Origin of the sequence: Microlunatus capsulatus (assembly GCF_017876495.1) — a bacterium.
Classification (GTDB): Bacteria; Actinomycetota; Actinomycetes; order Propionibacteriales; family Propionibacteriaceae; genus Microlunatus; species Microlunatus capsulatus.
Window position 1 is genome coordinate 1,698,896 of sequence record NZ_JAGIOB010000001.1, and the last position, 26,352, is coordinate 1,725,247.

25 protein-coding genes are annotated in these 26,352 nt (G+C 73.6%); 5 read left to right on the forward strand and 20 right to left on the reverse strand.

Annotated elements, in window-relative coordinates; genetic code table 11:
* The first annotated feature begins 8 nt into the window (after positions 1 to 8).
* The 3 genes from JOF54_RS07870 to JOF54_RS07880 all read left to right on the forward strand — a co-directional run bounded on the left by JOF54_RS07870 (position 9) and on the right by JOF54_RS07880 (position 1,952).
* Positions 9 to 1,289 (forward strand): MFS transporter, encoded by a 1,281-nt coding sequence (locus JOF54_RS07870; protein ID WP_210054514.1) that lies wholly within the window; start codon positions 9 to 11, stop codon positions 1,287 to 1,289.
* Between the two features lie 52 nt (positions 1,290 to 1,341).
* Positions 1,342 to 1,581, forward strand: coding sequence for a hypothetical protein (locus JOF54_RS07875; protein ID WP_210054516.1), 240 nt, complete (start codon positions 1,342 to 1,344; stop codon positions 1,579 to 1,581).
* Between the two features lie 80 nt (positions 1,582 to 1,661).
* The gene (locus JOF54_RS07880) at positions 1,662 to 1,952 is read left to right on the forward strand and encodes a hypothetical protein (protein WP_210054518.1); all 291 of its coding nucleotides are present in this window, start codon (positions 1,662 to 1,664) and stop codon (positions 1,950 to 1,952) included.
* Here the strand turns inward: JOF54_RS07880 and JOF54_RS07885 are convergent.
* From JOF54_RS07885 to JOF54_RS07905, 5 genes are all read right to left on the reverse strand, one after another.
* Positions 1,936 to 2,739, reverse strand: a complete 804-nt coding sequence (locus tag JOF54_RS07885) for an alpha/beta fold hydrolase (protein WP_210054520.1) — start codon at positions 2,737 to 2,739, stop codon at positions 1,936 to 1,938. The two genes, JOF54_RS07880 and JOF54_RS07885, sit on opposite strands and share 17 nt — an antisense overlap.
* Positions 2,736 to 3,716: an Ldh family oxidoreductase gene (locus JOF54_RS07890; protein ID WP_210054522.1), complete on the reverse strand. Its 981-nt coding sequence runs from the start codon at positions 3,714 to 3,716 to the stop codon at positions 2,736 to 2,738. Before JOF54_RS07890 ends, JOF54_RS07885 begins: the two co-directional genes overlap by 4 nt.
* A gap of 158 nt (positions 3,717 to 3,874) precedes the next feature.
* A complete protein-coding gene (locus JOF54_RS07895) occupies positions 3,875 to 4,672 on the reverse strand; it encodes an SDR family NAD(P)-dependent oxidoreductase (protein WP_307803955.1) in 798 nt (265 codons plus the stop codon).
* Positions 4,669 to 5,214 (reverse strand): cysteine hydrolase family protein, encoded by a 546-nt coding sequence (locus JOF54_RS07900; RefSeq protein ID WP_307803956.1) that lies wholly within the window; start codon positions 5,212 to 5,214, stop codon positions 4,669 to 4,671. The genes JOF54_RS07895 and JOF54_RS07900 overlap by 4 nt, the downstream gene beginning before the upstream one ends.
* Complete coding sequence (locus JOF54_RS07905) at positions 5,211 to 6,698, reverse strand: purine-cytosine permease family protein (protein ID WP_210054524.1); 1,488 nt, start codon at positions 6,696 to 6,698, stop codon at positions 5,211 to 5,213. Before JOF54_RS07905 ends, JOF54_RS07900 begins: the two co-directional genes overlap by 4 nt.
* Before the next feature lie 80 nt (positions 6,699 to 6,778).
* Here JOF54_RS07905 and rarD point away from each other — a divergent pair, with 80 nt between their 5' ends.
* The gene (rarD, locus tag JOF54_RS07910; protein WP_210054527.1) at positions 6,779 to 7,693 is read left to right on the forward strand and encodes an EamA family transporter RarD; all 915 of its coding nucleotides are present in this window, start codon (positions 6,779 to 6,781) and stop codon (positions 7,691 to 7,693) included.
* Positions 7,694 to 7,848: 155 nt separating this feature from the next.
* On the opposite strand, the gene JOF54_RS07915 is transcribed toward rarD, so the two are convergent.
* The 4 genes from JOF54_RS07915 to JOF54_RS07930 are packed head-to-tail and all read right to left on the reverse strand — an operon-like array spanning position 7,849 to position 10,298.
* On the reverse strand, positions 7,849 to 8,019 hold the full coding sequence (locus JOF54_RS07915) for a hypothetical protein (protein ID WP_210054531.1): 171 nt from the start codon (positions 8,017 to 8,019) through the stop codon (positions 7,849 to 7,851).
* A complete protein-coding gene (locus tag JOF54_RS07920) occupies positions 8,019 to 8,420 on the reverse strand; it encodes a hypothetical protein (protein WP_210054534.1) in 402 nt (133 codons plus the stop codon). Before JOF54_RS07920 ends, JOF54_RS07915 begins: the two co-directional genes overlap by 1 nt.
* Positions 8,421 to 8,444: 24 nt before the next feature.
* Positions 8,445 to 9,068, reverse strand: a complete 624-nt coding sequence (locus JOF54_RS07925; protein WP_210054536.1) for a TetR/AcrR family transcriptional regulator — start codon at positions 9,066 to 9,068, stop codon at positions 8,445 to 8,447.
* Positions 9,069 to 10,298, reverse strand: coding sequence for an FAD-dependent oxidoreductase (locus tag JOF54_RS07930; protein WP_307803957.1), 1,230 nt, complete (start codon positions 10,296 to 10,298; stop codon positions 9,069 to 9,071). It lies immediately after the preceding gene.
* 130 nt (positions 10,299 to 10,428) lie between these two features.
* Between JOF54_RS07930 and JOF54_RS07935 the strand changes: the two genes are divergently transcribed.
* Positions 10,429 to 12,393, forward strand: coding sequence for a M13 family metallopeptidase (locus JOF54_RS07935; protein WP_210054538.1), 1,965 nt, complete (start codon positions 10,429 to 10,431; stop codon positions 12,391 to 12,393).
* A 45-nt stretch (positions 12,394 to 12,438) separates the two neighbouring features.
* Here the strand turns inward: JOF54_RS07935 and JOF54_RS07940 are convergent, their stop codons facing one another.
* The 11 genes from JOF54_RS07940 to nuoE all read right to left on the reverse strand — a co-directional run bounded on the left by JOF54_RS07940 (position 12,439) and on the right by nuoE (position 26,246).
* Complete coding sequence (locus JOF54_RS07940; RefSeq protein WP_307804463.1) at positions 12,439 to 13,410, reverse strand: polyprenyl synthetase family protein; 972 nt, start codon at positions 13,408 to 13,410, stop codon at positions 12,439 to 12,441.
* 95 nt (positions 13,411 to 13,505) lie between these two features.
* A complete protein-coding gene (gene nuoN / locus JOF54_RS07945) occupies positions 13,506 to 15,104 on the reverse strand; it encodes an NADH-quinone oxidoreductase subunit NuoN (RefSeq protein WP_210054540.1) in 1,599 nt (532 codons plus the stop codon).
* Positions 15,104 to 16,663 (reverse strand): NADH-quinone oxidoreductase subunit M, encoded by a 1,560-nt coding sequence (locus JOF54_RS07950; protein ID WP_210054542.1) that lies wholly within the window; start codon positions 16,661 to 16,663, stop codon positions 15,104 to 15,106. Before JOF54_RS07950 ends, nuoN begins: the two co-directional genes overlap by 1 nt.
* 13 nt (positions 16,664 to 16,676) lie before the next feature.
* The gene (nuoL, locus tag JOF54_RS07955) at positions 16,677 to 18,602 is read right to left on the reverse strand and encodes an NADH-quinone oxidoreductase subunit L (protein WP_210054544.1); all 1,926 of its coding nucleotides are present in this window, start codon (positions 18,600 to 18,602) and stop codon (positions 16,677 to 16,679) included.
* A gap of 9 nt (positions 18,603 to 18,611) precedes the next feature.
* Positions 18,612 to 18,911: an NADH-quinone oxidoreductase subunit NuoK gene (gene nuoK, locus JOF54_RS07960; protein WP_091414569.1), complete on the reverse strand. Its 300-nt coding sequence runs from the start codon at positions 18,909 to 18,911 to the stop codon at positions 18,612 to 18,614.
* A complete protein-coding gene (locus tag JOF54_RS07965) occupies positions 18,908 to 19,756 on the reverse strand; it encodes an NADH-quinone oxidoreductase subunit J (protein ID WP_307804464.1) in 849 nt (282 codons plus the stop codon). Before JOF54_RS07965 ends, nuoK begins: the two co-directional genes overlap by 4 nt.
* Before the next feature lie 26 nt (positions 19,757 to 19,782).
* Positions 19,783 to 20,421 (reverse strand): NADH-quinone oxidoreductase subunit NuoI, encoded by a 639-nt coding sequence (nuoI, locus tag JOF54_RS07970; protein ID WP_210054546.1) that lies wholly within the window; start codon positions 20,419 to 20,421, stop codon positions 19,783 to 19,785.
* Positions 20,421 to 21,776: an NADH-quinone oxidoreductase subunit NuoH gene (nuoH, locus tag JOF54_RS07975; protein ID WP_210054548.1), complete on the reverse strand. Its 1,356-nt coding sequence runs from the start codon at positions 21,774 to 21,776 to the stop codon at positions 20,421 to 20,423. The genes nuoI and nuoH overlap by 1 nt, the downstream gene beginning before the upstream one ends.
* The gene (locus tag JOF54_RS07980) at positions 21,773 to 24,274 is read right to left on the reverse strand and encodes an NADH-quinone oxidoreductase subunit G (RefSeq protein ID WP_210054550.1); all 2,502 of its coding nucleotides are present in this window, start codon (positions 24,272 to 24,274) and stop codon (positions 21,773 to 21,775) included. Before JOF54_RS07980 ends, nuoH begins: the two co-directional genes overlap by 4 nt.
* Entirely contained in the window at positions 24,271 to 25,599 is a 1,329-nt protein-coding gene (gene nuoF, locus JOF54_RS07985) for an NADH-quinone oxidoreductase subunit NuoF (RefSeq protein ID WP_210054552.1), read from the reverse strand. The genes JOF54_RS07980 and nuoF overlap by 4 nt, the downstream gene beginning before the upstream one ends.
* Positions 25,596 to 26,246 (reverse strand): NADH-quinone oxidoreductase subunit NuoE, encoded by a 651-nt coding sequence (nuoE, locus tag JOF54_RS07990; RefSeq protein ID WP_245359386.1) that lies wholly within the window; start codon positions 26,244 to 26,246, stop codon positions 25,596 to 25,598. The genes nuoF and nuoE overlap by 4 nt, the downstream gene beginning before the upstream one ends.
* Positions 26,247 to 26,352 lie beyond the last annotated feature (106 nt).

The following is a 26,352-nucleotide window of genomic DNA, read 5'->3' on the forward strand; positions in this document are numbered from 1 at the left end:
GGAGCCCCATGAGCCAGACCGCCACCACGCTGACCCCGCAGCAGCGCAGCACCACCCGCCGGGCCGTCGTCGCCTCCTCCATGGGGAACGCCCTGGAGTGGTTCGACATCATCGTCTACGCCTCGTTCGCCGTCGTGATCAGCCGGCTGTTCTTCCCCGAGGCGGGCGGCGTGACCGGGCTGCTGTTCACCTTCGGCGCCTTCGCGACGTCCTACCTGATCCGGCCCCTCGGCGCCCTCGTGCTGGGCTCCTACGCCGACCGGTCGGGCCGCAAGGCCGCGCTGACGCTGACCATCGCGATCATGACCGTCGGCACCGCGATCATGGCCTTCGCCCCGACGGCCGCGACGATCGGCGCCGGCGCCGGGCTGGTCATCCTGCTCTCCCGGCTGCTGCAGGGCTTCTCGGCCGGCGGCGAGTTCGGCACCGCCACCACCTTCCTGGTGGAGAACGCGCCCCACCGCAAGGCGTTCTACGCGTCCTGGCAGGTGGCCACCCAGGGGCTGGCCATGCTGCTGGCGTCGTCGTTCGGCTTCGGGCTCAACTACTTCCTCACCACCGCCCAGCTCGACGCCTGGGGCTGGCGGATCCCGTTCCTCTTCGGCCTGCTGGTGGGCCCGGTCGGGCTCTACATCCGGCTCAAGATGGACGAGACGCCGGAGTTCGCGGCCAGCGAGAAAGTGACGTCGCCGGTGGTGCGCACCCTCGTCGACCACACCGGCCGGGTGCTGAGCGCCGCGGCCGCCGTCGGGCTGGCCTCCATCTCGGTCTACCTCATCCTCTACATGCCGACCTTCGCGGTGAGCAACCTCGAGCTGCCCCGCTACGCCGGGTTCCTCGGCGGCATCATCAGCGGCCTCGTCAGCTTCGTCGGCGTGCCGTTCGTCGGACGGCTGGCCGACCGGGTGGGCCCGCTGCGGATCATGCTGCCCGCCGCGCTCGTCTCGCTGGTGCTGGCGCTGCCGCTGTTCCTCGTCCTGGTGGCCAACCCCTCGGTGCTGGTGCTCACCCTGGTCCAGGTGGTGCTGGGGATCCAGATGGCCTTCTACTTCGGGCCGCTGCCGGCGCTGCTGTCCTTCATGTACCCGACGGCGATCCGGACGACGGGGCTGTCGATCTCCTACAACCTGGGCGTCACCCTGTTCGGCGGGTTCGCCCCGATCGTGCTCACCTGGCTGATCAGCGCCAGCGGCAGCCTGCTGTCGCCCAGCTACTACTTCATGGCCGTCGCGGTGGTGTCGATCCTCGGCCTGCTCGTCATCCGCAGCCGGGGCTACGTCACCCGCTGAGGCCGGCGGACCCGGCGACAGGTCGCCGGCAGGGCTTCCTACGCTGGGACCCATGGCTGGAGAGCAGCAGGACGTGGACGGCCGCGACGACCCGGCGCTGGCGCAGGCCGCCGCCCGGCGCAGCAGCGGGATCGCCCGGGAGCAGGACGCCGACGACGCGGGTCACCCGGCCTCGTCCGGCTCCTCCCCGGCCCCGGTGCCGGAGGGCACCGCCGCCGGCAACCCCGTCGCGGGCCGCGAGGTCGACCCCGGCGCGGCGGCCGCGGCGGTGGAGGCCAGCTCCGAGGAGTAGGACCCGGTCAGGGCCGCCGTCGCACGATGACGGCTGCGCACGATGACGGCTGCGGCGGCACCGGCACGTAGGGTCGGGCCATGCCTGATGAGCCGCTCGAGACCGTCGACGTCCGCAACAACCGGGAGTCCCGCGCCGCCGCGGCCACCCACGCCAGCCCCGTGGCCCGCGCCAGCGACGGCGGCGCCCCGCCCCGTCAGGGCCCGGACGCCGGCGAGCTCCCCGAGCCCGTCCTCGACGGCACCGCCGACGGCAACCCCGTCGCCGGCCTGGAGATGAGCGAGGACGACGCCGACGAGGCCGTCACCGCCGACAGCGGCCCCGAGGAGCTCGGCTTCAAGGGCCCGCAGGGGGTCAGCGGGGGTCGCTGACCCCGGTCGTCAGCGGGTGCTCGGCCAGGAAGCCGAGCACCGCGTCGACGGCGTCGGCGGACTCGACGTGGTACCCGTGCCGCAACCCGGGCCGGACGTCCAGCACCGCCCCCGGGACCGCCGCCGCCAGCAGCTCCGCGTGCTCGACCGCGGTGACCGGGTCGTCCGCGCCGTGCTGCACCAGCGTCGGGGCGACCACCCGGCCCAGCACGTCCCAGGCGTCGTGGCCGCGGCTGGCCCGCGCGTGCAGCAGCCGCGCGGCGCGGTCCCCGCCGGCGGTGAAGACACCCGCCGCCTCCGCCGGGTGCGAGGCCGCGAAGGCGTCGGTGAAGAACAGCGGTGCCACCCGGGCCGGGTCCCCGCTGAGCAGGGCCCGCGTCACGTCGGCCGGCCGGGGCGCGGTGCGCGCGTCGCCCCCGCTCGTGGCCGCGAGCACCAGGGCGCCGACCCGCTCCGGGTGGTCCACCGCCAGCCACTGCGCCACCCGGCCGCCCATCGAGTGGCCGAGCACGTGCGCCCGCCCCACCCCCGCGGCGTCCAGCACGGCGACGGCGTCCCGGGCCAGGTCGCGGGTGGTCGGGCGCCCGGTCGAGCCGGTCGTGGAGCGGCCGATCCCCCGGTGGTCGAACGTCAGCACGCGGTGGTGGGCGGCGAGGGCGGGCAGCACCGGGTCCCAGCTGCGGTGCCCGACGGCCTGCCCGGCCACCAGCAGCAGCGGCTCCCCGCTCCCGGTCGACCACCAGACGAGCTCGGCACCGTCCTCGGCCCGGGCCCGACCCGCGCTCACCAGGGGACCGGGACCCCGAGCTCGGCCGCCGCGGCCCCGAGCAGCGCACGGTGCTCCTCGCCCAGCCCGACGCCGTCCGCGCGGGCCGCGCGCTCGCGCTCGGCCTCGACGCCGCCCGGCAGGTAGGTCGGCTGGCCGGCCACGAAGGGCCGGAGCTCCCGGACGGCGCGGACGTAGGCGTCCATCTCGGCCCGGAACTGCTCCGGCGGGGCGAACAGCGCGATCTTGACGACGACGACCATCGAGCCCTGGTTGGCCCCCGGCCAGCGCCGGACCGCCCGGGCGGGGTCGAGCGGGACACCGGCCAGCAGCCCGCCCCAGGCCTGGCAGACCGCCCCCATCCCGATGGCCCGGTGCACCAGCCCGGGCGCGAGGGCCGCGATCTCGTCGCGGTGCGGGGAGTCGGCGTAGAGGTCGTGCATCGCCCCGAAGTCGAGGACCAGCGGGTCCTCCTCCGCCGTCGGCGCGGTGAACGCCATGGGCGAGCCGCCCGCGGCGGAGTAGACGGGCTCACCCGGCTGCAGGGCCAGCTGGTGGCCGGAGGTGACGAAGCACAGCACGTCGTGCCCCAGCGTCATCCGCGCGTAGAGCCCGGCCGCCCCGAAGTGCCCGTGCTGGCGGGTGACCAGGACGGCCACGTCGGCGTCGGCGACCTTGTCCAGCAGCCGCGCGGTGCCCTCGGCGGCGGCGAAGTAGCCGAGCCCGCCGTCGCCGTCCACCAGGAGGCTGTTCGCCGTCTCGCGGACGACCGCCGGCTCCGGGGCGGGGTTCAGGGACCCGTCGCGGACCAGCCGGACGTAGGTCGCGAGCTGCTGGGTGCCGTGGCTCCACACCCCGCGCCGGTCGTTGGCCGTGAGCAGCTCGGCCAGCAGGCCCGCCCGCGCGGGCGGCATCCCGGCCGCCTCGCCCAGCGCGGCGGCGAAGCGCTCCAGCGCCGCGGGGTCGACCCGGACGGCGGTCTCGGGCGGGATGTTCACGCGGATCTCCTCGGGGGTGGTGGACCAGGCTGTCGGCGAGTCTGGCAGGAGTGCGCGGGGAGCGGACGGGCACGTCGCACCCCGGCCCCTTGCACCCCGGCCTCCGCGCCGCACCCCGACGCCGGGGTGCAGGAGCGGGACCGGGATGCGGGAGCGCCTCAGCGCAGGTGGCTCGCCCCGTTGAAGTCGACGACGGCGCCGGACGCCCACTCGGCGCCCGGGTCGGCCAGGGCGACGACGGCCCGGGCGACCTCGTCGGGGTCCGCGACCCGGTTGAAGGGGCTCTGGGCCCGGATCGCGTCGCCCGCGGGGGCGTCGAGCAGGGCGGCGGCCATGTCGGTGGCGATGAAGCCGGGCGCCAGGCTGACCACGGAGATGCCCTCCGGCGCCAGGGCGACGGCCATCGACTGGCCGAAGGCGTGCAGCCCGGCCTTGCTGGCCCCGTAGGCCGGGACGTCGGGCTCGCCCCGGTAGGCGCCGCGGGACCCGACGTTGACGATCCGGCCGCGCGGGGAGCCCGCGGCCGGGGCGACTTCGACCATGTGCCGGGCGACGCACCAGGTGAGGTTGGCCGCCCCCAGCAGGTTCGTCGCCAGGGTGACCTGCCAGGCCCGGACCCAGGCGTCGTAGTCGACGTCGGTCACGCGGTGGTCGCCGCGGCCGCCGCCCTCGGCGGCCGGGTCGAGGAACAGGGCCGCGTTGTTGACCAGGACGTCGACCCGGCCCAGCGCCTCGACGGCCTCGGCGGCCAGCCGCTGGACCTCCGCAGGGTCGGCGACGTCGGCCCGGACCAGGGCGTGGCCCTCCCCCGGCAGCGACGCCAGCAGCGCCCGGGCAGGGTCCTCCGCCGTCCGGTAGTGCACGACGACGCGGTCGCCGCGGGCGGCGAAGGCGCGTGCGGTGGCGGCGCCGACCCCGCGCGACGAGCCGGTGACCAGCACCCCGCGGCCGCTCACCCGAGGACCTCGGCGACCGTGGTCAGGCTGATGAGCGGCGCGTAGAGGGCCATCGCGTCCAGCGCCCGCTGGTGATCGGCCTCGCTGGCCCCGGCGCACGCGTCGGCCACCACCCGGACGGCCACCCCGGCGTCGGCGGCGGCCAGCGCCGTCGAGAGCACGCAGCAGTCGGTGGACACCCCGGTCAGCACGATCGTGCCGGCGCCCTGCACGGCGGCCGCCAGGTCGGGACCCCACTTGCCGAACGTCGGGGCGGTGACGACGGGCAGGCCCGCGCCGCCCAGCTCGGGCGCCAGCGCGTAGAGCGGGTCGTCGTCGGGCACCAGGGCGAAGGGCCAGTCGGCGTAGTAGGGCACCCAGGCGCCGGACGGCTCGGCGGGCGCGACGAAGCGGGTGAGCACCGTCCGACCCGCGAAGGCCGGCAGCAGCCGCTGGGTGCCGACGACGGCGCGCGGGTACTGGGCCGAGGCCCACGGGCTGGCCGGGTCGCCGAAGACGTGCTGGAGGTCGATCCCCACCAGCCAGGCGTCGCCGGCGGTCACCGGTCCTCCTGCCGGCGGACGGCGCCCGCGGTGAGCGCGAGCGTGCCGACGAAGCCGATCACCAGCGCCAGCAGCACGCCGAGGTTCGCGAAGGCCCAGGCCCCCTCGCGGCCGCCCAGCGGGCCCAGCAGGTAGCCCTGCCAGCCCAGCCAGCCGGCGTAGGTGTTGGTCACCAGCCCCCAGCCCAGCACGGTGGCGACGACCAGCAGCACGACGGGCACGAGCCGGACGTCGCCGTAGCGGCCGCGGACGTCGTAGAGGGCCGGCTCGTCGTAGTCCCGCCGGCGCAGCGCCACGTCGGCCAGCATGACCCCGCACCATGCGGCCACCGGGACGCCGAGGGTGATGAGGAAGCCCTGGAAGGTGTAGAGGAAGCTGCCGCCGGAGAAGACGACGTAGATGGAGCCGAGGACCATCAGCACGCCGTCGACGCCCGCGGCGACGGGCCGCGGGATGCGCACGCCGGCGCTCAGCAGGGCCAGCCCGGAGGAGTAGATGTCGAGCACGGCCCCGCCGACCAGGCCCAGCACCGCGACGAGGGCGAAGGGGATGAGGAACCAGGTGGGCAGCAGGGTCGTGAGGGCGCCGATGGGGTCGTCCCCGATGCTGTCGGCGAGGGCGGGCGACGAGCCGGCCAGCAGGACGCCGAAGAAGACGAGCAGGGCCGGCGCGAGGGAGCCGCCGAGCGTCGTCCACAGCGTCACCCCGGCGCCCGGCGTGCTGCGCGGCAGGTAGCGCGAGTAGTCGGCGGCGGCGTTCACCCAGCCCAGCCCGAAGCCGGTCATCATGAACACGAGCGCGCCGACGACGGCCGCGGCCGAGCCCGCCGGGAGGGCGGCGACCGCGCCCAGGTCGATGTCGTCCAGCACCAGCAGGACGTAGGCGACGGTCAGCACGCCGGTGATGACCGTGATCCAGCGCTGCAGGCGCATGATCGCGCTGAACCCGGCGACGCCGGCCGCGACGACGAGGGCGGCCACCACGACGAGGGCGACGACCTTGGTCCCCGTCCCGCCGCCGGCCCCCAGCCGGTCGAGCACCGTGGCGGTGCTGAGCACGGCGAGCGAGGTGAGCACCGTCTCCCAGCCCACCGTCAGCACCCAGGAGAGCAGCGACGGCAGCCGGTTGCCGCGCACCCCGAAGGCCGCCCGGCTCAGCACCATGGTGGGGGCGGAGCCGCGCTTGCCCGCCAGGGCGACGAAGCCGCAGAGCAGGAAGGAGATGGCGACCCCGACCACCGCGATGACGGTCGCCTGCGCGAACGAGACGCCGAAGCCGAGCAGGAACGAGCCGTAGCTGATGCCGAAGACCGAGACGTTGGCCCCGAACCAGGGCCAGAAGAGGTCGCGCGCGGTGCCCCGGCGCTCGCTCTCGTCGATGGTGTTGAGGCCGTTGACCTCGATGCCGCCGCGGGTGTCCCCCGCGGCGGTCGGGGTGGAGGTGCGGGAACCGCCCGGGTCGGTGCCCGTCGGGGTGCTGGTCATGCTCCGATCCTAGGGAGGCGCGACTGCTTCGATCGGCTAATCTCTCCGGGGCGAACGCCCCGCACGAGAGAGGGCCACCGGTGAGCGAGCAGGACCGTCAGCGTCGAGGCATCCTCTACGGGCTCGGGGCCTACGGGCTCTGGGGCGCGGTGCCGCTGTTCTGGCCGCTGGTCGCCCGGGCGGGCTCGCTGGAGCTGCTCGCGCACCGGGTCGTCTGGTCCCTCGTCATCTCCGCCGTGCTGGCGCTGGTGCTGCTGCCGCGCGGCTGGTTTCGGAGGATGGCGAACCGTCGGACGCTGCTCATGCTGGGGCTGGCGGCCGCCGTCGTCTCGGTGAACTGGGGCCTCTACATCTGGGCGGTCAACCACGGCCACGTGCTCGAGACGTCGCTGGGCTACTACATCAACCCGATCCTCTCGATCCTCGTCGGCGTCGTCGTCCTCGGCGAGCGGATGGCGCCGCTGCAGTGGGTGAGCGTCGGGCTCGCCGCCCTCGCCGTCGTCGTGCTGACGGTGGAGTACGGCCGGCTGCCCTGGATCTCGCTGGTGCTGGCGGCCAGCTTCGCGACCTACGGGGTGATGAAGAAGCAGGTCAACGGCGGCGCGGTGGAGACCCTGACCGTCGAGTCGGCCCTGCTCACCCCGGTGGCGCTCGGCTACCTCGTCTACCTGCAGGTGGCCGGCGGCAGCACGTTCGTCTCCCTCGGCTGGGCGCACAGCCTGCTGCTGGTGGCCACCGGCGTCGTCACGGTGGTGCCGCTGCTGTTCTTCGCCTCCGCGGCCACGCGGCTGCCGCTGACCACGCTGGGGCTGCTGCAGTACCTGGCGCCGACGCTGCAGTTCCTGCTGGGCGTCCTCTACTTCGGCGAGCAGATGTCGACCGGGCGCTGGGTCGGGTTCGGGCTGGTCTGGGTGGCGCTGATGCTGATGAGCGGCCACGGGCTGCACCGGGCCAACGCGAACCGTCGCGGACGGCTGGTGCCCGAGCCGGTCTGACGGCCCTTCGACGGGCTCAGGGCGCAGGGGCGGCTCAGGGCGCGGGGGCGGCCCTGGGCTCGGGCGGGAGCCCTTCGACAGGCTCAGGGAGCGGGGCCTGGGCTCAGGGGGCGGCGTGGCCCTTCGACGGGCTCAGAGCGCAGGGGCGGAGCGGGTCAGGGCTGGGCGAGCGCGGGACCGGCGGGACCGGTCGTCGAGCGGGCCGGCCGGACCTCGGCGATCTTGCGGATGCCGGCCGGGGTGGGCCGCTTCAGCGAGTCGTTGACGCGGACCAGCAGGCGGGCGCGCTGCACGTCGGCGCTCGTCACCTTCACGACCTTGGCCATCAGGGTGCTCCTCCGTCTCGTCCGGCACCCCCAGTATCGCGCGGTCCGTCAAGGGCGGCCGGGTCCAGGTCGGCGTCGCCGACCTCCAGCGCGACGACCGCGTCGGGGTCGGCCTCCATCTCCTCCTGGAGCCGCCGCAGGCCGGCGGTGATGGCCTCGGAGACGGCGTTCAGCTGGGCCTCCGACAGGTCGCCGGCGTTCAGCAGGTACTGCAGCTGCGCGATCCCGAGCCGGCAGGTGACGGCGTCGGGCTCCAGGGCCAGGGAGATGTAGCGGTCGACGTCGGCCTGCAGCCGGGTGGCGGCGGCGGTCCGGGTGACGCTGCGGTAGGCCACGAGCGGCCCGAGGAACGTGCCCACCGCCGCCAGCGCGGCGGCCCCGAACGTCGCCCACTCCAGCACCGCGCCACCCCTCCCCGTCGACCCTCAGCCCTGCCCACCGCCGGCCCCCACGCTAGCGGGCGGCAGCGGTCCGGTGAGGTAGCGCTGCAGCGTCGGGCCCAGCGCGGCGACGAGGTCCGCGTGCGACGCCGAGGCGAGCGGCTCCAGCCGCAGCACGTGCCGGGTGAGCAGCAGCCCGACGACCTGGCTGGCCACCAGGTCGACGCGCCAGCGCCGCTCCTCCGCGGGCCCGGTGAGCGCGTCGGCGAGGGGCCCGAGCACCTGGTGGGTGACCAGCTCGCGCAGCAGCCGGGTGCCCTCCTCGTCCTGCAGGGCGGTCCGGACCGCGGCCAGGGTCGCGGCACCGGCGGGGGCGTCCCACAGCACGAGCAGCCGGGTCAGCAGCCGCTCGGCGAGCGCGTCGGGCGGTCCGGGCAGCACGGCGGCGACCTCGGCGCCGGGGTCGAGCCGGACGTCGAGCACCGCGCGGAACAGCCCGCCCTTGGAGCCGAAGTGGTGGGTGACCATGGCCGCGTCGACGCCGGCCCGGGCGGCCACCCGGCGCAGCGTCACCGCGTCGAAGCCGCGGGCGGCGAACTCCTCCCGGGCGGCGACCAGCACGGCCTCGCGGGTCCGGCTGGGGCCCGGCCGGCGGCCGGCGGGCGGCACTCAGCCGCCCCGGCGGGCGAACGCCGGGGCGTGCTCGGGCCGCGGGCCGAAGGCGATCATCCGGGCCGGCAGCGCGGTCACCGCCGGCACCCGGCGGGCGAGCGCCGACACGACGCGCAGCGCCGGCGGGGTCCGGCCGGCCAGCGCGGGCCGGAAGAGCAGCCGGTGCAGCCCCCGCTGGGCCAGCTGGACCACCGCCGTCGGCCCGCTCCGCCGCCGCTGCACCGCGGCCAGGTGGTGCTCCTGCACCCGGCGCTCGCGCAGCGGGCCGGCCAGCAGGGTGGCGGTGGCCACGGCGTCCTGCACGGCGAGGTTGATGCCCACCCCGCCCGCGGGCGACATCGCGTGGGCGGCGTCGCCGATCAGCAGCAGGCCGGGCCGGTGCCAGCGGCGGAGCCGGTCCAGCCGGACGTCGAGGTGGTGCAGGTCGTCGGTGGAGGCCAGGGCGTCGAGCCGGTCGGCGAAGCCGGGCCGCAGCCGGGCGACGCGGGCGCGGAGCCGCTCGACCCCCTCGGCCCGCAGCTGGCCGTCCATCCCCTTGCGGTTGAAGTAGGCCACCTGGAAGTAGTCGGTGCGGGGGAAGCTGAGCAGGATCTCCTGGCCGACGAGGGTGGGCACCAGGGAGGCCTGCTCGCGCTGCTCGGCCGGGGTCCGCGGGAGCCGGAACCACCAGGTGTCGAACGGCACCGGGTAGCTGCGCGGGACCAGCCCGGCCGCCCGGCGCAGGACCGAGCCGCGGCCGTCGCAGGCGACGACGAGGTCGGCCCGCACCTGGTCCTCGACGCCGTCGGCGGTGCGGGTCCGGACGCCGACGACCCGGCGTCCGTCGCGGAGCAGGTCGACGGCGGCGGTGCCCATCGCCAGCGTGAAGGTCGGCTCCTGCCGGGCCGCGTCGGCGAGCAGGTCGAGCAGGTCCCACTGCGGGACCATGGCAACGTGGTCGTAGGGCGGCCGCAGCCGGGAGAAGTCGCCGAGGGTGAGCCGGCTCCCGTCGGGCTGGGGCAGCTCGAGGTTCTGGAGCCGGCTCTGCGGCAGCGCCGCGAACCGCTCCCCCAGTCCCAGCTCGTCGAGCAGCCGGAGCGTCGAGGCGTGCACGGTGTCACCGCGGAAGTCCCGCAGGAAGTCGTCGTGCTTCTCCAGCACCACCACCCGCACGCCGGCCCGGGCCAGCAGCAGCCCCAGCACCATCCCCGCCGGTCCCCCGCCGGCCACCACGCACGTCGTCCGCACCGTCGACCTCCTGAATTCACCACCGGGTGAATTCCAGCGTCCTCCCCCGCCGTGCGGTTGTCCAGGGCCCCGCGGCACCGGTCGGGACGCGTCCGCGGCCGGTGGGAGGGGGCGACGTAGGCTCGGCGGGGTGAGCGAGACCACCCCTGCCCCTGCCTTCCAGTTCGACGACTTCGACACCTCCGTCCGGATCCAGGACGACCTGTTCCGCCACGTGAACGGCGGCTGGGCGGCCCGCACCGAGATCCCCGACGACAAGCCGCTGGTCGGCTCCTTCGTCGACCTGCGGGACCGCGCCGAGGCCGCCGTCCGCGACATCATCACCAGCTCCGACGGCGGCGCACCCGGCAGCGACGAGGCCAAGGTCGCCGACCTCTTCGCCAGCTTCATGGACACCGAGAGCATCGAGGCCGCCGGCGCCGACCCGCTGACCGGACCGCTGGCCGAGGTCGACGCCGTCACCACCCCGGAGGAGCTCGTCCGGCTGGTCGGAGGGTTCGCGCGCCGCGGCGTCGCCGGCCTGGTCGGCGTCGAGGCCGAGTCGGACCCGGGCGACCCGACCCGCTACGTGATGTTCGTCGAGCAGTCCGGCCTCGGCCTGCCCGACGAGGAGTACTACCGGGCCGACACCTACGCGGAGATCCGCACCGCCTACCAGGCGCACGTCGCCGCCTCGCTGGCGCTGGCCGGGATCGAGGACGCCGAGGCCCGGGCCGCCGACGTCATGGCGCTGGAGACCGACATCGCCGCCGCGCACTGGGACAAGGTCAAGACCCGTGACCTGCGGCTGATGTACAACCTGACCCCGCTGGAGACGTTCCTGGCCGACGCGCCCGGTCTGCACCTGCGCACCTTCCTCGAGGGGGCGGGCATCCCGGAGGCCGCGACCCAGGAGGTCGTCGTCGCCCAGCCGTCCTTCTTCCCGGAGGTCGCCGCCCTGCTCACCGAGGACCGGCTGCCGGCCTGGCGGGCCTGGGCGCGCTGGAAGCTCATCTCCTCGATGTCGCCCTACCTGTCCAGCGCCTTCGTCGACGAGCGTTTCCGCTTCTACGGCACCGTGCTGTCGGGCACCCCGCAGATCAAGGAGCGCTGGAAGCGCGGCGTCGCCCTGGTCGAGGGCGCCCTGGGCGAGGCCGTCGGCCGCGCCTACGTCGAGCGGCACTTCTCGCCGACGGCGAAGGAGCGGATGGACACCCTCGTCGCCAACCTCATCGAGGCCTACCGCCGCTCGATCACCGAGCTCGAGTGGATGACCGAGGCGACCAAGGAGGAGGCGCTCACCAAGCTCGCCAAGTTCCGCCCGCACATCGGCTACCCGACCAAGTGGCGCGACTACTCGGCGCTGGAGGTCCGGCGCGACGACCTGCTGGGCAACGTCATGCGGGCGCACGCCTTCGAGGTGGACCGCTCGGTGGCCAAGATCGGCGCACCCGTGGACCGCGAGGAGTGGCTGATGACCCCGCAGACGGTCAACGCCTACTACCACCCGCTGAAGAACGAGATCGTCTTCCCGGCCGCCATCCTGCAGCCGCCGTTCTTCAACGAGACCGCCGACGACGCCGTGAACTACGGCGGCATCGGCGCGGTCATCGGGCACGAGATCGGCCACGGCTTCGACGACCAGGGCTCGACCTGCGACGGCGACGGCGCCCTGCGGGACTGGTGGACGGCGGCGGACCGGGAGGCCTTCGAGACCCGGACCGCGGCGCTCGTCGAGCAGTACGACGCCCTGTCGCCCGAGGGCGGGGCCGGGCAGCACGTCAACGGCCGGCTGACCATCGGGGAGAACATCGGCGACCTCGGCGGGCTGAGCATCGCCCACCTGGCGCACCGGATCGCCACCGAGGGCACCGACGCCGAGCCGGTCGACGGCTACACCCCCGAGCAGCGGCTGTTCCTCAGCTGGGGCGCCATCTGGCAGTCCAAGGCCCGGCCCGAGACGGTGCAGCAGCGGCTGGCCACCGACCCGCACTCGCCCAACGAGTTCCGCTGCAACCAGATCGTCAAGAACGTCGACGCCTTCCACACGGCGTTCGGCGTCACCGAGGACGACGGGCTGTGGATGCCGGAGGACCAGCGCGTCAAGATCTGGTGAGGACGCGGGAGGAGCCGCAGCGGCCCCGGGCGGGGTGGCTGCGGCTCAGACCGCGCGGCTGACGACGGAGTCGCACAGCGCGACCAGCGCCAGCCGGGCGGGCCCCGGCGGCAGGTCGTCCAGCAGGTCGCGGGCGACCGCCGCGCGGCGCTCGACCTCGGCGCGGGCCTGCTCGATGGCCGGGTGCACCCGGAGCAGGGCCAGCGCCTCGCCCAGGGCGGCGTCGTCGCTGAGGTCGGAGTCCAGCAGCTCCAGCAGCCGGGCGTCGGCCGGGTCGACGGAGCGGCGGGCCAGCAGCGTCGGCAAGGTGGGGATGCCCTCGCGCAGGTCGGTGCCGGGCGTCTTGCCGGTGACGTCGGAGGTGATGTCGATGATGTCGTCGCTGAGCTGGAACACCAGCCCGATCTGCTCGCCGAACTCGGCGACGCGCTGCTGCAGCGCCGGCGAGCAGCCCGACAGCTTGGCCCCGAACAGCGCCGAGGTGGCGATGAGCGCCCCGGTCTTGCCGGCCAGCACGCCGAGGTAGTGGTCGAGCGGGTCCACACCGGGGGGCGGGCCGACGGTCTCGGCGATCTGGCCCTGGACCAGCCGGGCGAAGGTGCGGGCCTGGATGGAGACGTACTCGGGGCCGAGCTCGGACACCAGGTCGGAGGCGCGGGCGAAGAGGAAGTCGCCGACCAGGATGGCGACGGTGTTGCCCCAGCGGGAGTTGGCGCTGACCGAGCCGCGGCGCATCCGCGCCTCGTCCATCACGTCGTCGTGGTACAGGCTGGCGACGTGGGTGAGCTCGACGACGACGGCCGCCTTGACGACCTCCTCCTCCACCGCGTCCGGACCCAGCTGGGCGGTGAGGGCGACGAGCAGGGGGCGGAAACGCTTCCCGCCGGCGGCGATGATGTGCTGCGCCGCCTCGGTGATCATGGGGGTCTCGGCCTCGGCCGCCTCCAGCAGGGCCGCCTCGATGACGTCCAGCTGACCGCGCAGGGCGATCTCGAAGACGTCGTCCCGCGTACCCACTGCTAGCACTTCGCTCCTTCGGCGGACGCCCACTGGCGGGGCCAGCCTATCCGGCGCCGACAACGGACCGGACCCTCACGGGGGTGACCCTGGACTCACCGGATGAACTCGCCGGCCTGCTGCGCGAGGTCCAGGAGCGGGCCCGGGAACACCCCCAGCGCGACCGTGGCGACCACCGCGACGCCGACCGCCAGCAGGGTCACCGCCTGCGGCCGGCCGACGAGGACGCCCGAGCCGTCGGGCCGTCCGGGCTCGGCGTCGGTGAAGAACATCAGCACGACGACGCGGATGTAGAAGAACGCGGCGACGACGCTGATGACCACGGCCACCACCACCAGCCAGCGGGCCCCGCCGGTCCAGGCCGCCGCGAAGACGGCCCACTTGCCGATGAAACCGCTGGTCAGCGGGATGCCGGCGAAGCTCAGCAGGAACAGCGCGAAGACGGCCGCGGTGAGGGGCGAGCGCCGGCCGAGACCGGCCCAGCTGGAGAGCAGGGTCGCCTCCCCGCTGCTGTCGCGGACCATCGTCACGACGGCGAAGGCGCCGATCGTGGCCGCGCCGTAGGCGACGAGGTAGAACAGGATCGAGGAGACGCTGGTCAGCGAGCCGGCCGGGGCGCCGTTCGCGGCCTGCGAGGCGCCGACGAACGCGGTCATGATGAAACCGGCGTGCGCGATCGAGGAGTAGGCCAGCATCCGCTTGACGTCGGTCTGGGTGATGGCCAGCAGCGAGCCGAGAGCCATGGTGGCCACCGCGACGATCGACATCAGCGGCTGCCAGTCCCAGCGGTCGGCGCCGAGGCCGACGTAGAACACCCGCAGCAGGGCCCCGATGGCCGCGATCTTCGTGCAGGCGGCCATGAACCCGGTGACCGGGGTCGGGGCGCCGGCGTAGACGTCGGGGGTCCAGGAGTGGAACGGGACCGCGCCGAACTTGAACAGCAGCCCGATGGCGACCAGCCCCATCCCGGCCAGCAGCAGGCCGGTGCTCCCGGTGCCGAGGCTCAGCGCGGCGTCGATGGCGGACAGCTCGAACGAGCCGGCGTAGCCGTAGAGCAGCGCCACGCCGTAGAGGAAGATCGCCGAGGAGAGCGCACCCAGCAGGAAGTACTTGAGCGCCGCCTCCTGGGAGAGCAGCCGCCGGCGCCGGGCCAGCCCGCACAGCAGGTAGAGCGGCAGCGACAGCACCTCGAGGCCGACGAACATGGCCAGCAGGTCGTTCGAGGCGGGGAACATCATCATCCCGGACAGGGCGAACAGCGCCAGCGGGAAGACCTCGGTGTGCTCCACCCGGGCCTCGACGGCCTCCCGCTCGGCCTGCGTGCCCGGCACCGTGGCGGCCTGGGCCGCGAAGGCGCTGCCGACGGCCCGCTCGCCGAAGGTGAGGATCGAGACCAGGCCGAGCACCAGCAGCAGGGCCCACATGAACGCGGTGGGCCCGTCGACGGCCAGCGAGCCCTCGGCCGCGACGGCCACCCGGCCCGCGGCCCAGTTGAGGGCGTTGACGGTGAAGGCCGCGCCGAGGGTCAGCACGGTGAGCACCAGCTGCACCGAGCGGCGCAGGGCCCGCGGCACCAGGGCCTCGACGAGGATGCCCAGGCAGGCCCCGGCGAAGACGAGGATGAACGGCATCAGCAGGCCGTAGTCCAGGTCGGGGGCGGGGATCGCCAGCAGCGCCCCGGCGGTCGTGGTCATCAGCGGCCTCCCTCTGCCGTGACCCGCGGCTGCGGGTCGCTCACGCCGACGAGGCTCATGGTCGCCTCGACCGCCGGGTTGATCGCGTCGAGCACCGGCCGCGGGAAGACCCCGAGCACGATGATCAGCAGCACCAGCGGCGCCATCGCCAGCCGTTCGCGGCCGCTCAGGTCGCGGACCGGCTCGGCCTCCAGCCGCGGGTTCAGCGGCCCGGTCATCGTGCGCTGGTACATGATCAGGATGTAGAGGGCCGCCAGGACGATCGCCAGCGTGGACACGATCGCGACGCCCGGGTACCGGGTGAAGGTGCCGGCCAGCACCATGAACTCCGAGACGAAGCTGGACAGCCCCGGCAGCGACAGCGTCGAGAGGCCGGCGAAGAGCATCAGCCCGGCCAGCACCGGCGCCACCTTCTGCACCCCGCCGTAGGCCTGGATGTCGCGGGAGCCGCCCCGGCGGACGAGGTAGCCCGCCGCGATGAAGAGCGCCGCCGTCGAGAGCCCGTGGTTGAGCATGTAGAGCGTCGAGCCCGCCAGGGACTGGGTGGTGAGCGCGAAGATGCCCAGCACGATGAAGCCGAAGTGGCTGATCGAGGTGTAGGCGATGAAGCGCATGAGGTCGCGGCTGCCGATGGCCAGCACGGCGCCGTAGAGGATCGACAGGGTCGCCAGCGCCAGCACCACCGGGGTGGCCCACTGGCTGGCCTCGGGGAACAGGCCGAGGCAGAACCGGATCATCCCGAAGGTGCCGATCTTGTCCATGACGCCGACCATCATGGTGGCGCCGCCCGGGCTGGACTCCTCCGCCGCGTCGGGCAGCCAGGTGTGCAGCGGCACCAGCGGCGCCTTAATCGCGAAGGCGAACATGAACCCGACGAACAGCCAGCGGCCGGTGCCGGTGGCGATGTCGAGCTGGGTGAGGTCGCTGAGCAGGTAGCTCGGCGATCCGTCGGCGGCGGAGAGCACGTAGAGCCCGATGACCGAGGCCAGCATGACGAAGCCGCCGAGCAGGCCGAAGATGAGGAACTTCGCCGCGGCCGCCGAGCGCTTCGCCGTCGGTCCGAACCCCCCGATGAGGAAGTACATCGGGATGAGGATGACCTCGAAGAAGACGTAGAACAGGAAGACGTCGGTGGCCAGGAACAGGAACAGCGCGCAGGTCTCGACGGCCAGCACCAGCGCGAAGAACACCCGGCCGTCGTACTTCGGGGCCAGCGGGGCGGTGATGCCGGGGAAGGCGCGGACCGGGTCGTCGAAGTCGCGCCAGCTGGCCAGCACCACGACCGGGGTGACGATGACGACCAGCAGCACCAGCGTCAGCCCGATGCCGTCCAGGCCGAGGGCGTAGAACGCGCCGAGCGGCTTGATCCAGGCCACCTGCTCGGTGAGCTGCATGCCGCCGCCCGGCTCGTAGCGGGCGGCGATGACGAGGGCGAGCACGAGGGTGAGCAGGGACGCGACGAGCGCGACCTGCTTGGCCGCGCGGGCGCCGGCCAGCACGGCGACCAGACCGCCGAGGGCGGGCAGCACGGCGAGGAGGGTGAGCCAGGGCAGGTTCATGGTGATCTCTCCCTCAGCCCAGCCGGCCGAGCACGAGGACGGCGCCGACGACGGCCGCGCCGGCCATCATGGTCAGGGCGTAGGTGCGGACGAAGCCGTTCTGCACGCGGCGGAGCCGGCTGGAGAAGTCGGCCAGGGCCAGCCCGGTCCCCCGGACCACCCCGTCGACGACCCCGAGGTCGAAGCGGGCCAGCAGGGCGGTCATCTTCTGGCCGGGCCGCATGAAGACGGCCTCGTTGACGGCGTCGCCGTAGAGGTCGCGCCGGCCGGCGATCGTGAGCGGGGAACGGCTGGACGGCGCCTCCCGCGGGATGGCCCGCCGCGGCCCGAAGAGCAGCACGCTGACCACCACCCCGGCCGCGACCACGAGCAGCGTGACCACGCCGACGAGGGAGACGTGGAACAGCCCGGTCGGCGCGTGCGCGCCCTCGGGTGCCCCGCCGGTCGCCGGGTGCAGCCAGCCCTCGATCCAGCCGTTGAGCAGGAGGCCGCCGACCACGGAGGCGGCACCGAGCACGACGAGCGGCACCGTCATCACCAGCGGCGACTCGTGCGGGTGCACGCCGTTCTCCCAGCGCTTCGCGCCGAAGAAGGTCATGAGCATCAGCCGGGTCATGTAGAACGCCGTGACGCCCGCACCCAGCAGGGCCAGCGAGCCGATGACCGCGTTGTGCTCGAAGGCGGCCTCGATGATGTGGTCCTTGGAGTAGTACCCGGCGAAGAACGGGAAGCCGATGATGGCGAGGTAGCCGGCGGCGAAGGTCACGAAGGTGATCCGCATGGGCTTGGCCAGCCCGCCGTAGTGGCGCATGTTCACGTCGTCGGCCATCCCGTGCATGACCGAGCCGGCGCCCAGGAACATGTTGGCCTTGAAGAAGCCGTGGGTCAGCAGGTGGAAGATCGCGAACGCGTAGCCCGCCGGGCCGATGCCGGCGGCCAGCATCATGTAGCCGATCTGGCTCATCGTGGAGCCGGCCAGCACCTTCTTGATGTCGTCCTTGGCGCAGCCGATCCAGGCGCCGAAGAGCAGCGTCACGGTGCCGACCACGACGACGGCCGTGCTGGCCGCCTCGGACTCGGCGAAGACGGCGTGGCTGCGGGTGACCAGGTAGACGCCGGCCGTGACCATGGTGGCCGCGTGGATGAGGGCCGACACCGGGGTGGGGCCCTCCATGGCGTCGAGCAGCCAGGACTGCAGCGGCACCTGCGCCGACTTGCCGCAGGCCCCGAGGAGCAGCAGCAGGCCGAGCACCGTCGCGACCAGCGCCGGCATGGCGGCCGCGCCCTCGTTCACGTCGACGAAGGCCGAGGAGCCGAAGAGGTAGAGCATGAACATGATCGCCAGGCTCATGCCGATGTCGCCGACGCGGTTGACGACGAAGGCCTTCTTGGCCGCCGTCGCCGCCGACGGCTTGTGCTGCCAGAAGCCGATGAGCAGGTAGGACGCGAGGCCCACGCCCTCCCAGCCGACGAACAGCACGAGGTAGTTGTCGGCCAGCACCAGCAGCAGCATCGCGGCGACGAAGAGGTTGAGGTAGCCGAAGAACCGGCGCCGGCGCTCGTCGTGGGCCATGTAGCCGATGGAGTAGACGTGGATGAGCCCGCCGACGCCGGTGATCAGCAGCACGAAGACGATCGAGAGCTGGTCGACCAGCAGGCCGACGCCGATGCTCCAGCGGCCGCTGCCGAACCACTCGTACAGCGGCACCCCGACCGAGCGCGCGGCCTCGTCGCGGCCCAGCAGCTGGACGAACAGCAGCAGCCCGACGACGAACGAGGCGAACGGCGCCACCGTCCCCAGCAGGTGCCCCCAGGCGTTGCCCGCCCGGCCGACCAGCAGCAGGACGGCGGCGCTGGCGGCCGGGATCGCGATCATCAGCCAGGCCCAGGCGAACAGCCCGGTTGCGGCGACGGGGGTGACGACTTCCAGTGCGTGCATCGACGTCCCCTAGAACTTCAGCAGGTTGGCGTCGTCGACCGAGGCCGAGCGGCGGGTGCGGAAGATCGTGATGATGATGGCCAGCCCGACCACGACCTCGGCCGCGGCCACCACCATGACGAAGAACGCGGCGATCTGCCCGTCGAGGGTGCCGTGCACCCGCGAGAAGGTGACCAGCGCGAGGTTGGACGCGTTGAGCATCAGCTCGACGCACATGAACGCCACGATGGCGTTGCGGCGCGTCATGAAGCCGACCGTGCCGATCGTGAACAGGATCGCCGACAGCACGATGTAGTGGTCCGGGTTCACCGCGACCCCTCCCCCGGCAGCGGCTCGCTGCGGTGCGGCGGGCGGTCCTCGTCGTCGCCGTCCGCGGCCAGCGCCTTCATCGTGGCGTCGACCGGCCGGACGAGGTCCTGGCTGTCGAGGATCTCCCCGCGGGCCCGGAGCGTGGCGGAGACCGACAGCTCGGACACGGTGCCGTCGGGCAGCAGGGCCGGGGTGTCCACCGCGTTGTGCCGGGCGAAGACGCCCGGGGTCGGCAGCGGGCCGGGGTGCTCGCCGTGCTCGGCGTAGCGGCGCAGCCGGTCCGCGGCCAGGTCGCCCTGGGTGCGCTTCTTGGTCAGCCGCTCGCGGTGCGCCAGCACCATGGCCCCGACGGCGGCGGTGATGAGCAGCGCCGAGGTCGCCTCGAAGATGAAGACGTAGCGGTTGAAGAGCAGCGCGGCGATGCCCTGGACGTTGCCGCCGTTCTCGGCGTTGGCGCCGCCGAGGCCCGCCGGCGGCTCGACCACCGCGTTGCCGATCGCGACGACCAGCAGGGCGCCGAAGGCGAGCCCCGCGAGGATCGCGAGCGGCCGCTGGCCCTTGATCGTCTCCACCAGCGAGTCGGCGGCGTCGACGCCGACGAGCATCAGCACGAAGAGGAAGAGCATGAGGATCGCGCCGGTGTAGACGATGATCTGCACCGCGAACAGGAACGGCGCGTCCTGGGCGGCGTACTGCACGGCCAGGGAGATCATCACCGTGGCCAGGCACAGCGCGGAGTGCACCGGCTTGCGGGACAGGATCATCCCCAGCGCGGCCAGCACCATGACGGGGGCGAGCAGCCAGAAGGCCACCTGCGCCCCGGTCACCATCGGGACGAGCACCATCGCCACCTGCTCGGGGGCCACGCCGCTCACCGCCCCTCGCCCGACGCCACGGCGGTGCCGGTGCCGGGCGTCTTGCGCGCCGTCTTCTTCTTGTTCAGGTAGCCCTGGTTCACCGGCTGCGGGACCGCGCCGCTGATGTCGCCGGCCCGGTCGTCGGGCCGGCCGGAGCCCGGCAGGCCGAGGAAGTAGGCCTGCTCGTCGTCGCCGAGGCGGCGCTCGTGCGGCGGTGCGTCCATCCCGGGCAGCAGCGGGGCCAGCAGGTCCGACTTCTCGTAGATGAGCGCGGCCCGGCTGTCGTCGGCCAGCTCGAACTCGTTGGTCATCGTGAGCGCCCGCGTCGGGCAGGCCTCGATGCAGAGCCCGCAGAGGATGCAGCGCAGGTAGTTGATCTGGTAGACGCGGCCGTAGCGCTCGCCCGGGGAGAACCGCTCGTCGTCGGTGTTCTGGGCGCCCTCGACGTAGATCGCGTCGGCCGGGCAGGCCCAGGCGCAGAGCTCGCAGCCCACGCACTTCTCCAACCCGTCGGGCCAGCGGTTGAGCTGGTGGCGGCCGTGGAAGCGCGGGGCCGTCACCTTCGGCTTCGTCGGGTAGTCCTCGGTGAAGGTCTTGCGGAACATGGTGCGGAAGGTGACGCCGAAGCCGGCGACCGGGTCGAACAGGCCCATCAGGCCTCTCCCCTCTCGGGTGCGGGTGCGGGCGGGTGGTCGGCGTCGCCGGGCAGGACCTGGGCCAGCTCGGGCAGCTCCTGGCCGCCCGTGGGGGGCACCGGGTAGCCGCCGGCGAAGGCGTCGAACTCCCCGGCGGGCGCCTCGGCCACGACGGGCTTGTCCTTCTCCCCGCCGAAGAACGAGGCGACGAGCAGGGCGACGAACACGACGGCGGCGGCCACCCAGAAGACCGGGGTGGCGAACCAGCCGTCGCGGCGGCCGACGCGGAAGGTGGCGACGAGCAGGATCCAGCCCAGCGAGATCGGGATGAGCCACTTCCAGCCGAAGCGCATGAACTGGTCGTAGCGCAGCCGCGGCAGCGTGCCGCGCAGCCAGACGAACACCGACAGCACGAGCACGACCTTGACGAGGAACCAGAGCAGGCCCCACCAGCCGGCGTCGGCGCCGTCGATCAGGCTGAACGGCAGCGGGGCGTGCCAGCCCCCGAGGAACAGCGTCGTGGCCAGGGCGGACACCGTGATCATGTTCATGTACTCGGCCATGAAGAACATCGCGAACCGCATCGAGGAGTACTCGGTGTGGAAGCCGCCCACCAGCTCGCCCTCGGCCTCGGGCAGGTCGAACGGCGCCCGGTTGGTCTCCCCCACCATCGCGATGAGGTAGATGAGGAACGAGGGGATCAGCTGCACCGCGAACCAGACGGGCAGGTCCTGGCCGAGGATGGTGACGGCCGGCTCGGCCTGCTTGGCCACGATCTCCGACGTGGACAGCGAGCCCGCGTAGAGGAAGACCGCGACGAGGGCCAGCCCCATCGCCACCTCGTAGCTGATCACCTGGGCGCTGGAGCGCAGGGCGCCCAGCAGGGCGTAGGTGGAGCCCGACGACCAGCCGGCCAGCACGATCCCGTAGACCCCGATCGAGGCCACGGCGACGATGAAGAGCACCGAGACCGGCAGGTCGGTGACCTGCAGCGGCGTGGTGATGTCGGTGAAGGGGATCCGCACCTCACCGGCCACCGGGATGACCGCGAAGGCCGTGATGGCCGGGACCGCGGTCACGAAGGGGGCCAGCATGAAGACGACCTTGTCGGCCGCCTTCGGGGTGAAGTCCTCCTTGAACATGAGCTTCATGCCGTCGGCCAGGGACTGCAGCAGGCCGAACGGGCCGTTCATGTTGGGGCCCTTGCGGTGCTGCATGAAGCCGACCAGCCGGCGCTCGTACCAGATGGTGAAGAGCGTCAGGAGCAGCAGCAGCACCAGCGCGAGCAGGGCTTTCACCGCCACCAGCCACCAGCGGTCGGCGAGGAAGGGGCCGAGGTCCAGCGGGGCCAGGACCAGCGTCGCGGTGCTCATGCGTGGCTCCTCTGCGCGCTCGGGTCGCCGGAGACCGACGTCGGCACCGGGACCGACACCTCCACCAGCGCGCCGGAGCCGGCGCCGAGGTGCTCGGCCAGGCCGAGGCCCGGCGCCCGTGCGGGCAGCCAGACCACGCCGTCGACCATGGCGGCGTCCACCTCCAGCGGGAGGGTGAGGGTGCCGCGGGGGCCGCGGATGGTGACCGCGTCGGTCAGCCCGGCGGCCGCGGCCGTGGACGCGTTCACCCGGGCCACCGGCGGCCGGGCGGTGGCCAGCAGGAAGGGCTCCCCGTCGGCCGCGCGGCTGTCGTCCAGCGCCAGCCGCCAGGTGGCCAGCACCAGCGTGGTGACGTCGGGCTCGGCCGGGCGGCCGGGGCCGATGTTCGGTGCGGCGGCGCGGGCGCCCTCCCAGGCGCCGAGCTCGGCCAGGTCGGCGCGCGCGCCCTCGGTGGTGCGGAAGCCCAGGTCGGCGCCGAAGCCCTCGGCGAGCGCGGCGAGCACCCGCAGGTCCGACATCGCGTTCGGCTGCGCCAGCACCGCGTCGAAGGGCCGCTCCCGGCCCTCCCAGGTGACGAAGGTGCCGCTGCGTTCGCTGACCAGGGCGACGGGGAAGACGACGTCGGCCCGCTCGGTGACCTCCGAGGCGCGGGTCTCGAGGCTGACGACGAAGCCGACCTCCTCCAGCGCCCGGCGGGCGGCGTGCGGGTCGGGCAGGTCCTGCAGCTCGACGCCGGCGACCAGCAGGGCGCCGAGCCGGCCCTCGAGGGCGGCGTCGACCATCTGGCCGGCGTCGCGGCCGGGGTCGGCGGGCAGCGGGCCGACGCCCCAGGCGGCCTGGGTGTCGACGCGGGCGGAGGCGTCCAGGACCGGCCGGCCGCCCGGCAGCAGGCCGGGCAGGCAGCCGGCGTCGACGGCCCCGCGGTCCCCGGCCCGCCGGGGCACCCAGGCGAGCCGGGCCCCCGTCCGGGCGGCGAGCCGCAGGCAGGCGCTGAGGGCGCCGGTCGAGGTGGCGGCCCGCTCGCCGACGAGGACGACCGAGCGCGCGTCCAGCGGCAGGTCGAGCGCGTCGAGCACCGCGGCCTCACCGCCCGGCACCGCGGGCACGAGGGTGGCGCCCATCTTGGCCGCGCCGCGGCTGAGCAGCGGGGCGACCGTCCACGAGGTCAGGTCGGCCTTGCGGAAGGCCTTGCGCAGCCGGAGGAACAGCGTGCCGGCCTCCTCCTCGGGCTCCAGGCAGACCAGCAGCACCGACGAGGCCTGCTCCAGGTCGGCGAAGGTGACCCCGCGGCAGGTGCCGGCGACGGCGGCAGCCAGGAAACGGGCCTCCTCGTCGGAGTGCGGCCGGGCCCGGAAGTCGACGTCGTTGGTGCCCAGGACGGCGCGGGCGAACTTGGCGTAGCCGTAGGCGTCCTCGCGGGTGAGCCGGCCGCCGGTCAGCACCCCGACGCCGCGCGCCAGGGGCTCCCCCGCCTCGTCGGTCGACCCCTGCTGCGCGCGGCGCAGGCCCTCCACGGCGACGTCGATCGCCTCGGGCCAGGAGGCGGGCCGCAGCGTGCCGGCCTCGTGGTCGCGGACCAGCGGCCGGAGCAGCCGGTCCTGGCCGCGACCGGAGGCGAAGGCGAAGCGGTCCTTGTCGGTGATCCACTCCTCGTTGACCTCGGGGTCGTCACCGGCCAGCCGGCGCACGACGACGCCGCGCCGGTGGTCGACGCGGACCGCGGAGCCGCACGCGTCGTGCTCGGCGACCGAGGGCGTCGAGGTGAGGTCGAAGGGGCGGGAGCGGAACCGGTAGGCCGCGTTGGTCAGCGCGCCGACCGGGCAGATCTGGATGGTGTTGCCCGAGAAGTAGGACTGGAACGGCTCGCGCTCGTAGATGCCGACCTGCTGCAGGGCCCCGCGCTCGACGAGGGCGATGAAGGGGTCGCCGGCGACCTGCTCGGAGAAGCGGGTGCAGCGGGCGCAGAGGACGCACCGCTCCCGGTCCAGCAGGATGTTCGCCGAGATGTTGACCGGCTTGGGGTAGGTCCGCTTGACGTCGTGGAACCGGCTCTCGGCGTAGCCGTGCGACATCGCCTGGTTCTGCAGCGGGCACTCCCCGCCCTTGTCGCAGATGGGGCAGTCGAGCGGGTGGTTGACCAGCAGGAACTCCATGTTCCCGTGCTGCGCCTTGTCCGCGACCGGGGAGGTGACCTGGGTCTTGACGACCATCCCGGCCGCGACCTCGAGGGTGCAGGAGGCCTGCGGCTTGGGGATGCCGCGGCCGTTGCCGGCGTCGGGCACCTCGACCAGGCACTGCCGGCAGGCGCCGACCGGGTCCAGCAGCGGGTGGTCGCAGAACCGCGGGATGTCGACGCCGATCAGCTCGGCGGCGCGGATGACCAGGGTGCCCTTGGGCACCGAGACCTCGACGTCGTCGATCGTCAGGGTGACGAGGTCCTCGCGCTGGGCGAGCTCGCCGCCGCCGCCGGCGCCCGTCGCCGGGCTGGTGACCGTCATGCCTGACCTCCTCCGGACAGCGCGGGTTCGCGGACGAACACCGTGCTCCGCTCGTAGGGGAAGAGCTCCCAGGCCGGGGTGTGCATGGCGGCCTCGAACTCGTCCCGGAAGTACTTGATGGCCGAGCTGATCGGGGACGTGGCCCCGTCGCCCAGGGCGCAGAAGGAGCGGCCCAGGATGTTCTCGCAGAGGTCGAGCAGCTTCTCGATGTCGCCCTCCTCGCCGCGGCCGGCCTCCATCCGCCCGAGGATCTGGACCAGCCACCAGGTGCCCTCGCGGCAGGGCGTGCACTTGCCGCAGGACTCGTGCTTGTAGAACTCGGTCCAGCGCAGCACGGTGCGGACCACCGAGGTGGTCTCGTCGAAGCACTGCAGCGCCTTGGTGCCCAGCATCGACTTCACGCTGGCGACGCCCTCGTAGTCCAGCGGCACGTCGAGGTGCTCGGGGGTGAGGATCGGCGTCGACGAGCCGCCCGGGGTCCAGAACTTCAGCTGGTGCCCGGCGCGGATCCCGCCGGCGAGGTCGAGCAGCTGGCGCAGGGTGATGCCCAGGGGCGCCTCGAACTGCCCCGGCCGGGTGACGTGGCCCGAGAGCGAGTAGATCGTCATGCCCTTGGATTTCTCGGTCCCCATCGAGGAGAACCAGGCCGCGCCGCGGGCGAGGATCGAGGGCACCGAGGCGATGGACTCGACGTTGTTGATCACCGTCGGGCTGGCGTAGAGCCCGGCGACGGCGGGGAACGGCGGCCGCAGCCGCGGCTGGCCGCGCCGGCCCTCCAGCGAGTCGAGCAGCGCCGTCTCCTCGCCGCAGATGTAGGCGCCCGCACCGGCGTGCACGATGATCTCCAGGTCGTAGCCGGTGCCGAGGATGTTCTGCCCGGCGTAGCCCGCGGAGTAGGCCTCCCGGACCGCCTGCTGGAGGCGCCGCACCACGTGCACGACCTCGCCGCGGACGTAGATGAACGCGGTGTGCGAGCGGATGGCGTAGGCCGAGATGATCACGCCCTCGACGAGCGTGTGCGGCGAGGCCATCATCAGCGGGATGTCCTTGCAGGTGCCCGGCTCGGACTCGTCGGCGTTGACGACGAGGTACTTGGGCTTGGGGTTGTCCTGCGGGATGAAGCCCCACTTCATGCCCGTCGGGAAGCCCGCGCCGCCGCGGCCGCGCAGGCCGGCGTCCTTGACCTGGGCGACGACGTCGGCGGGGTCCATGGTCAGCGCGGTGCGCAGGCCCTGGTAGCCGCCGGTGCGCTCGTAGTTCACGAGCTTCCAGGCCCGCTCGTCGCCCCAGTTGGCGGTGAGCACGGGGGTCAGCAGGTCGGTCATGGCGTCTCCGTCGTCGACTCGTCGTCGGGCTGCTCGGGGGGCGGAGCGCTGGGCGCGTGCCAGCCGCGTTCCTTGGCGATCTGCAGGCCGAGCCGGGACGCCGGACCCGACGTCGGGCCCTCGTCGGCGCGGCCGTCCGGGAAGCCGGCGAGGATCCGCTCGGTCTCCTTCCAGGTGACCACCCGGGCGCCGCGGGTCGCCTGCACCGGCGTGCCGGCGCGCAGGGAGTCCACGACCTCGACAGCCCGCTCGGGCGTCGTGCCGTCGAAGAACTCCCAGTTGACCATCATCACGGGCGCGTAGTCGCAGGCCGCGTTGCACTCGAGGTGCTCGAGGGTGACCTGGCCGTCGTCGGTCGTCTCGTCGTTCCCGACGCCGAGGTGCTCCTGCAGCCGCGCGTAGACCTCGTCGCCCCCCATGATCGCGCAGAGCGCGGTGGTGCAGACCCCGACGTGGTACTTCCCGACCGGCCGTCGCTTGTACATCGTGTAGAAGGTCGCGACCCCGCTGACGTCGGCGGTGCTGATCCCGAGGATCGCGGCGCACGCCTCGATCCCGGCCGGCGTCACCCGCCCCTCGACGCTCTGCACCAGGTGCAGCATCGGCAGCAGCGCCGACCGCGCCTGCGGGTAGCGCCCCGCGATCATCCGCAGCTCGTCCAGCACCCCGTCGTCGATCAGGCTGACGGGCCCGTCGAAGTCGAGACTGGGCTCGTCGAAGTGCGTCTTGAGGTGCCCGTGCCCGGCCAGCTCC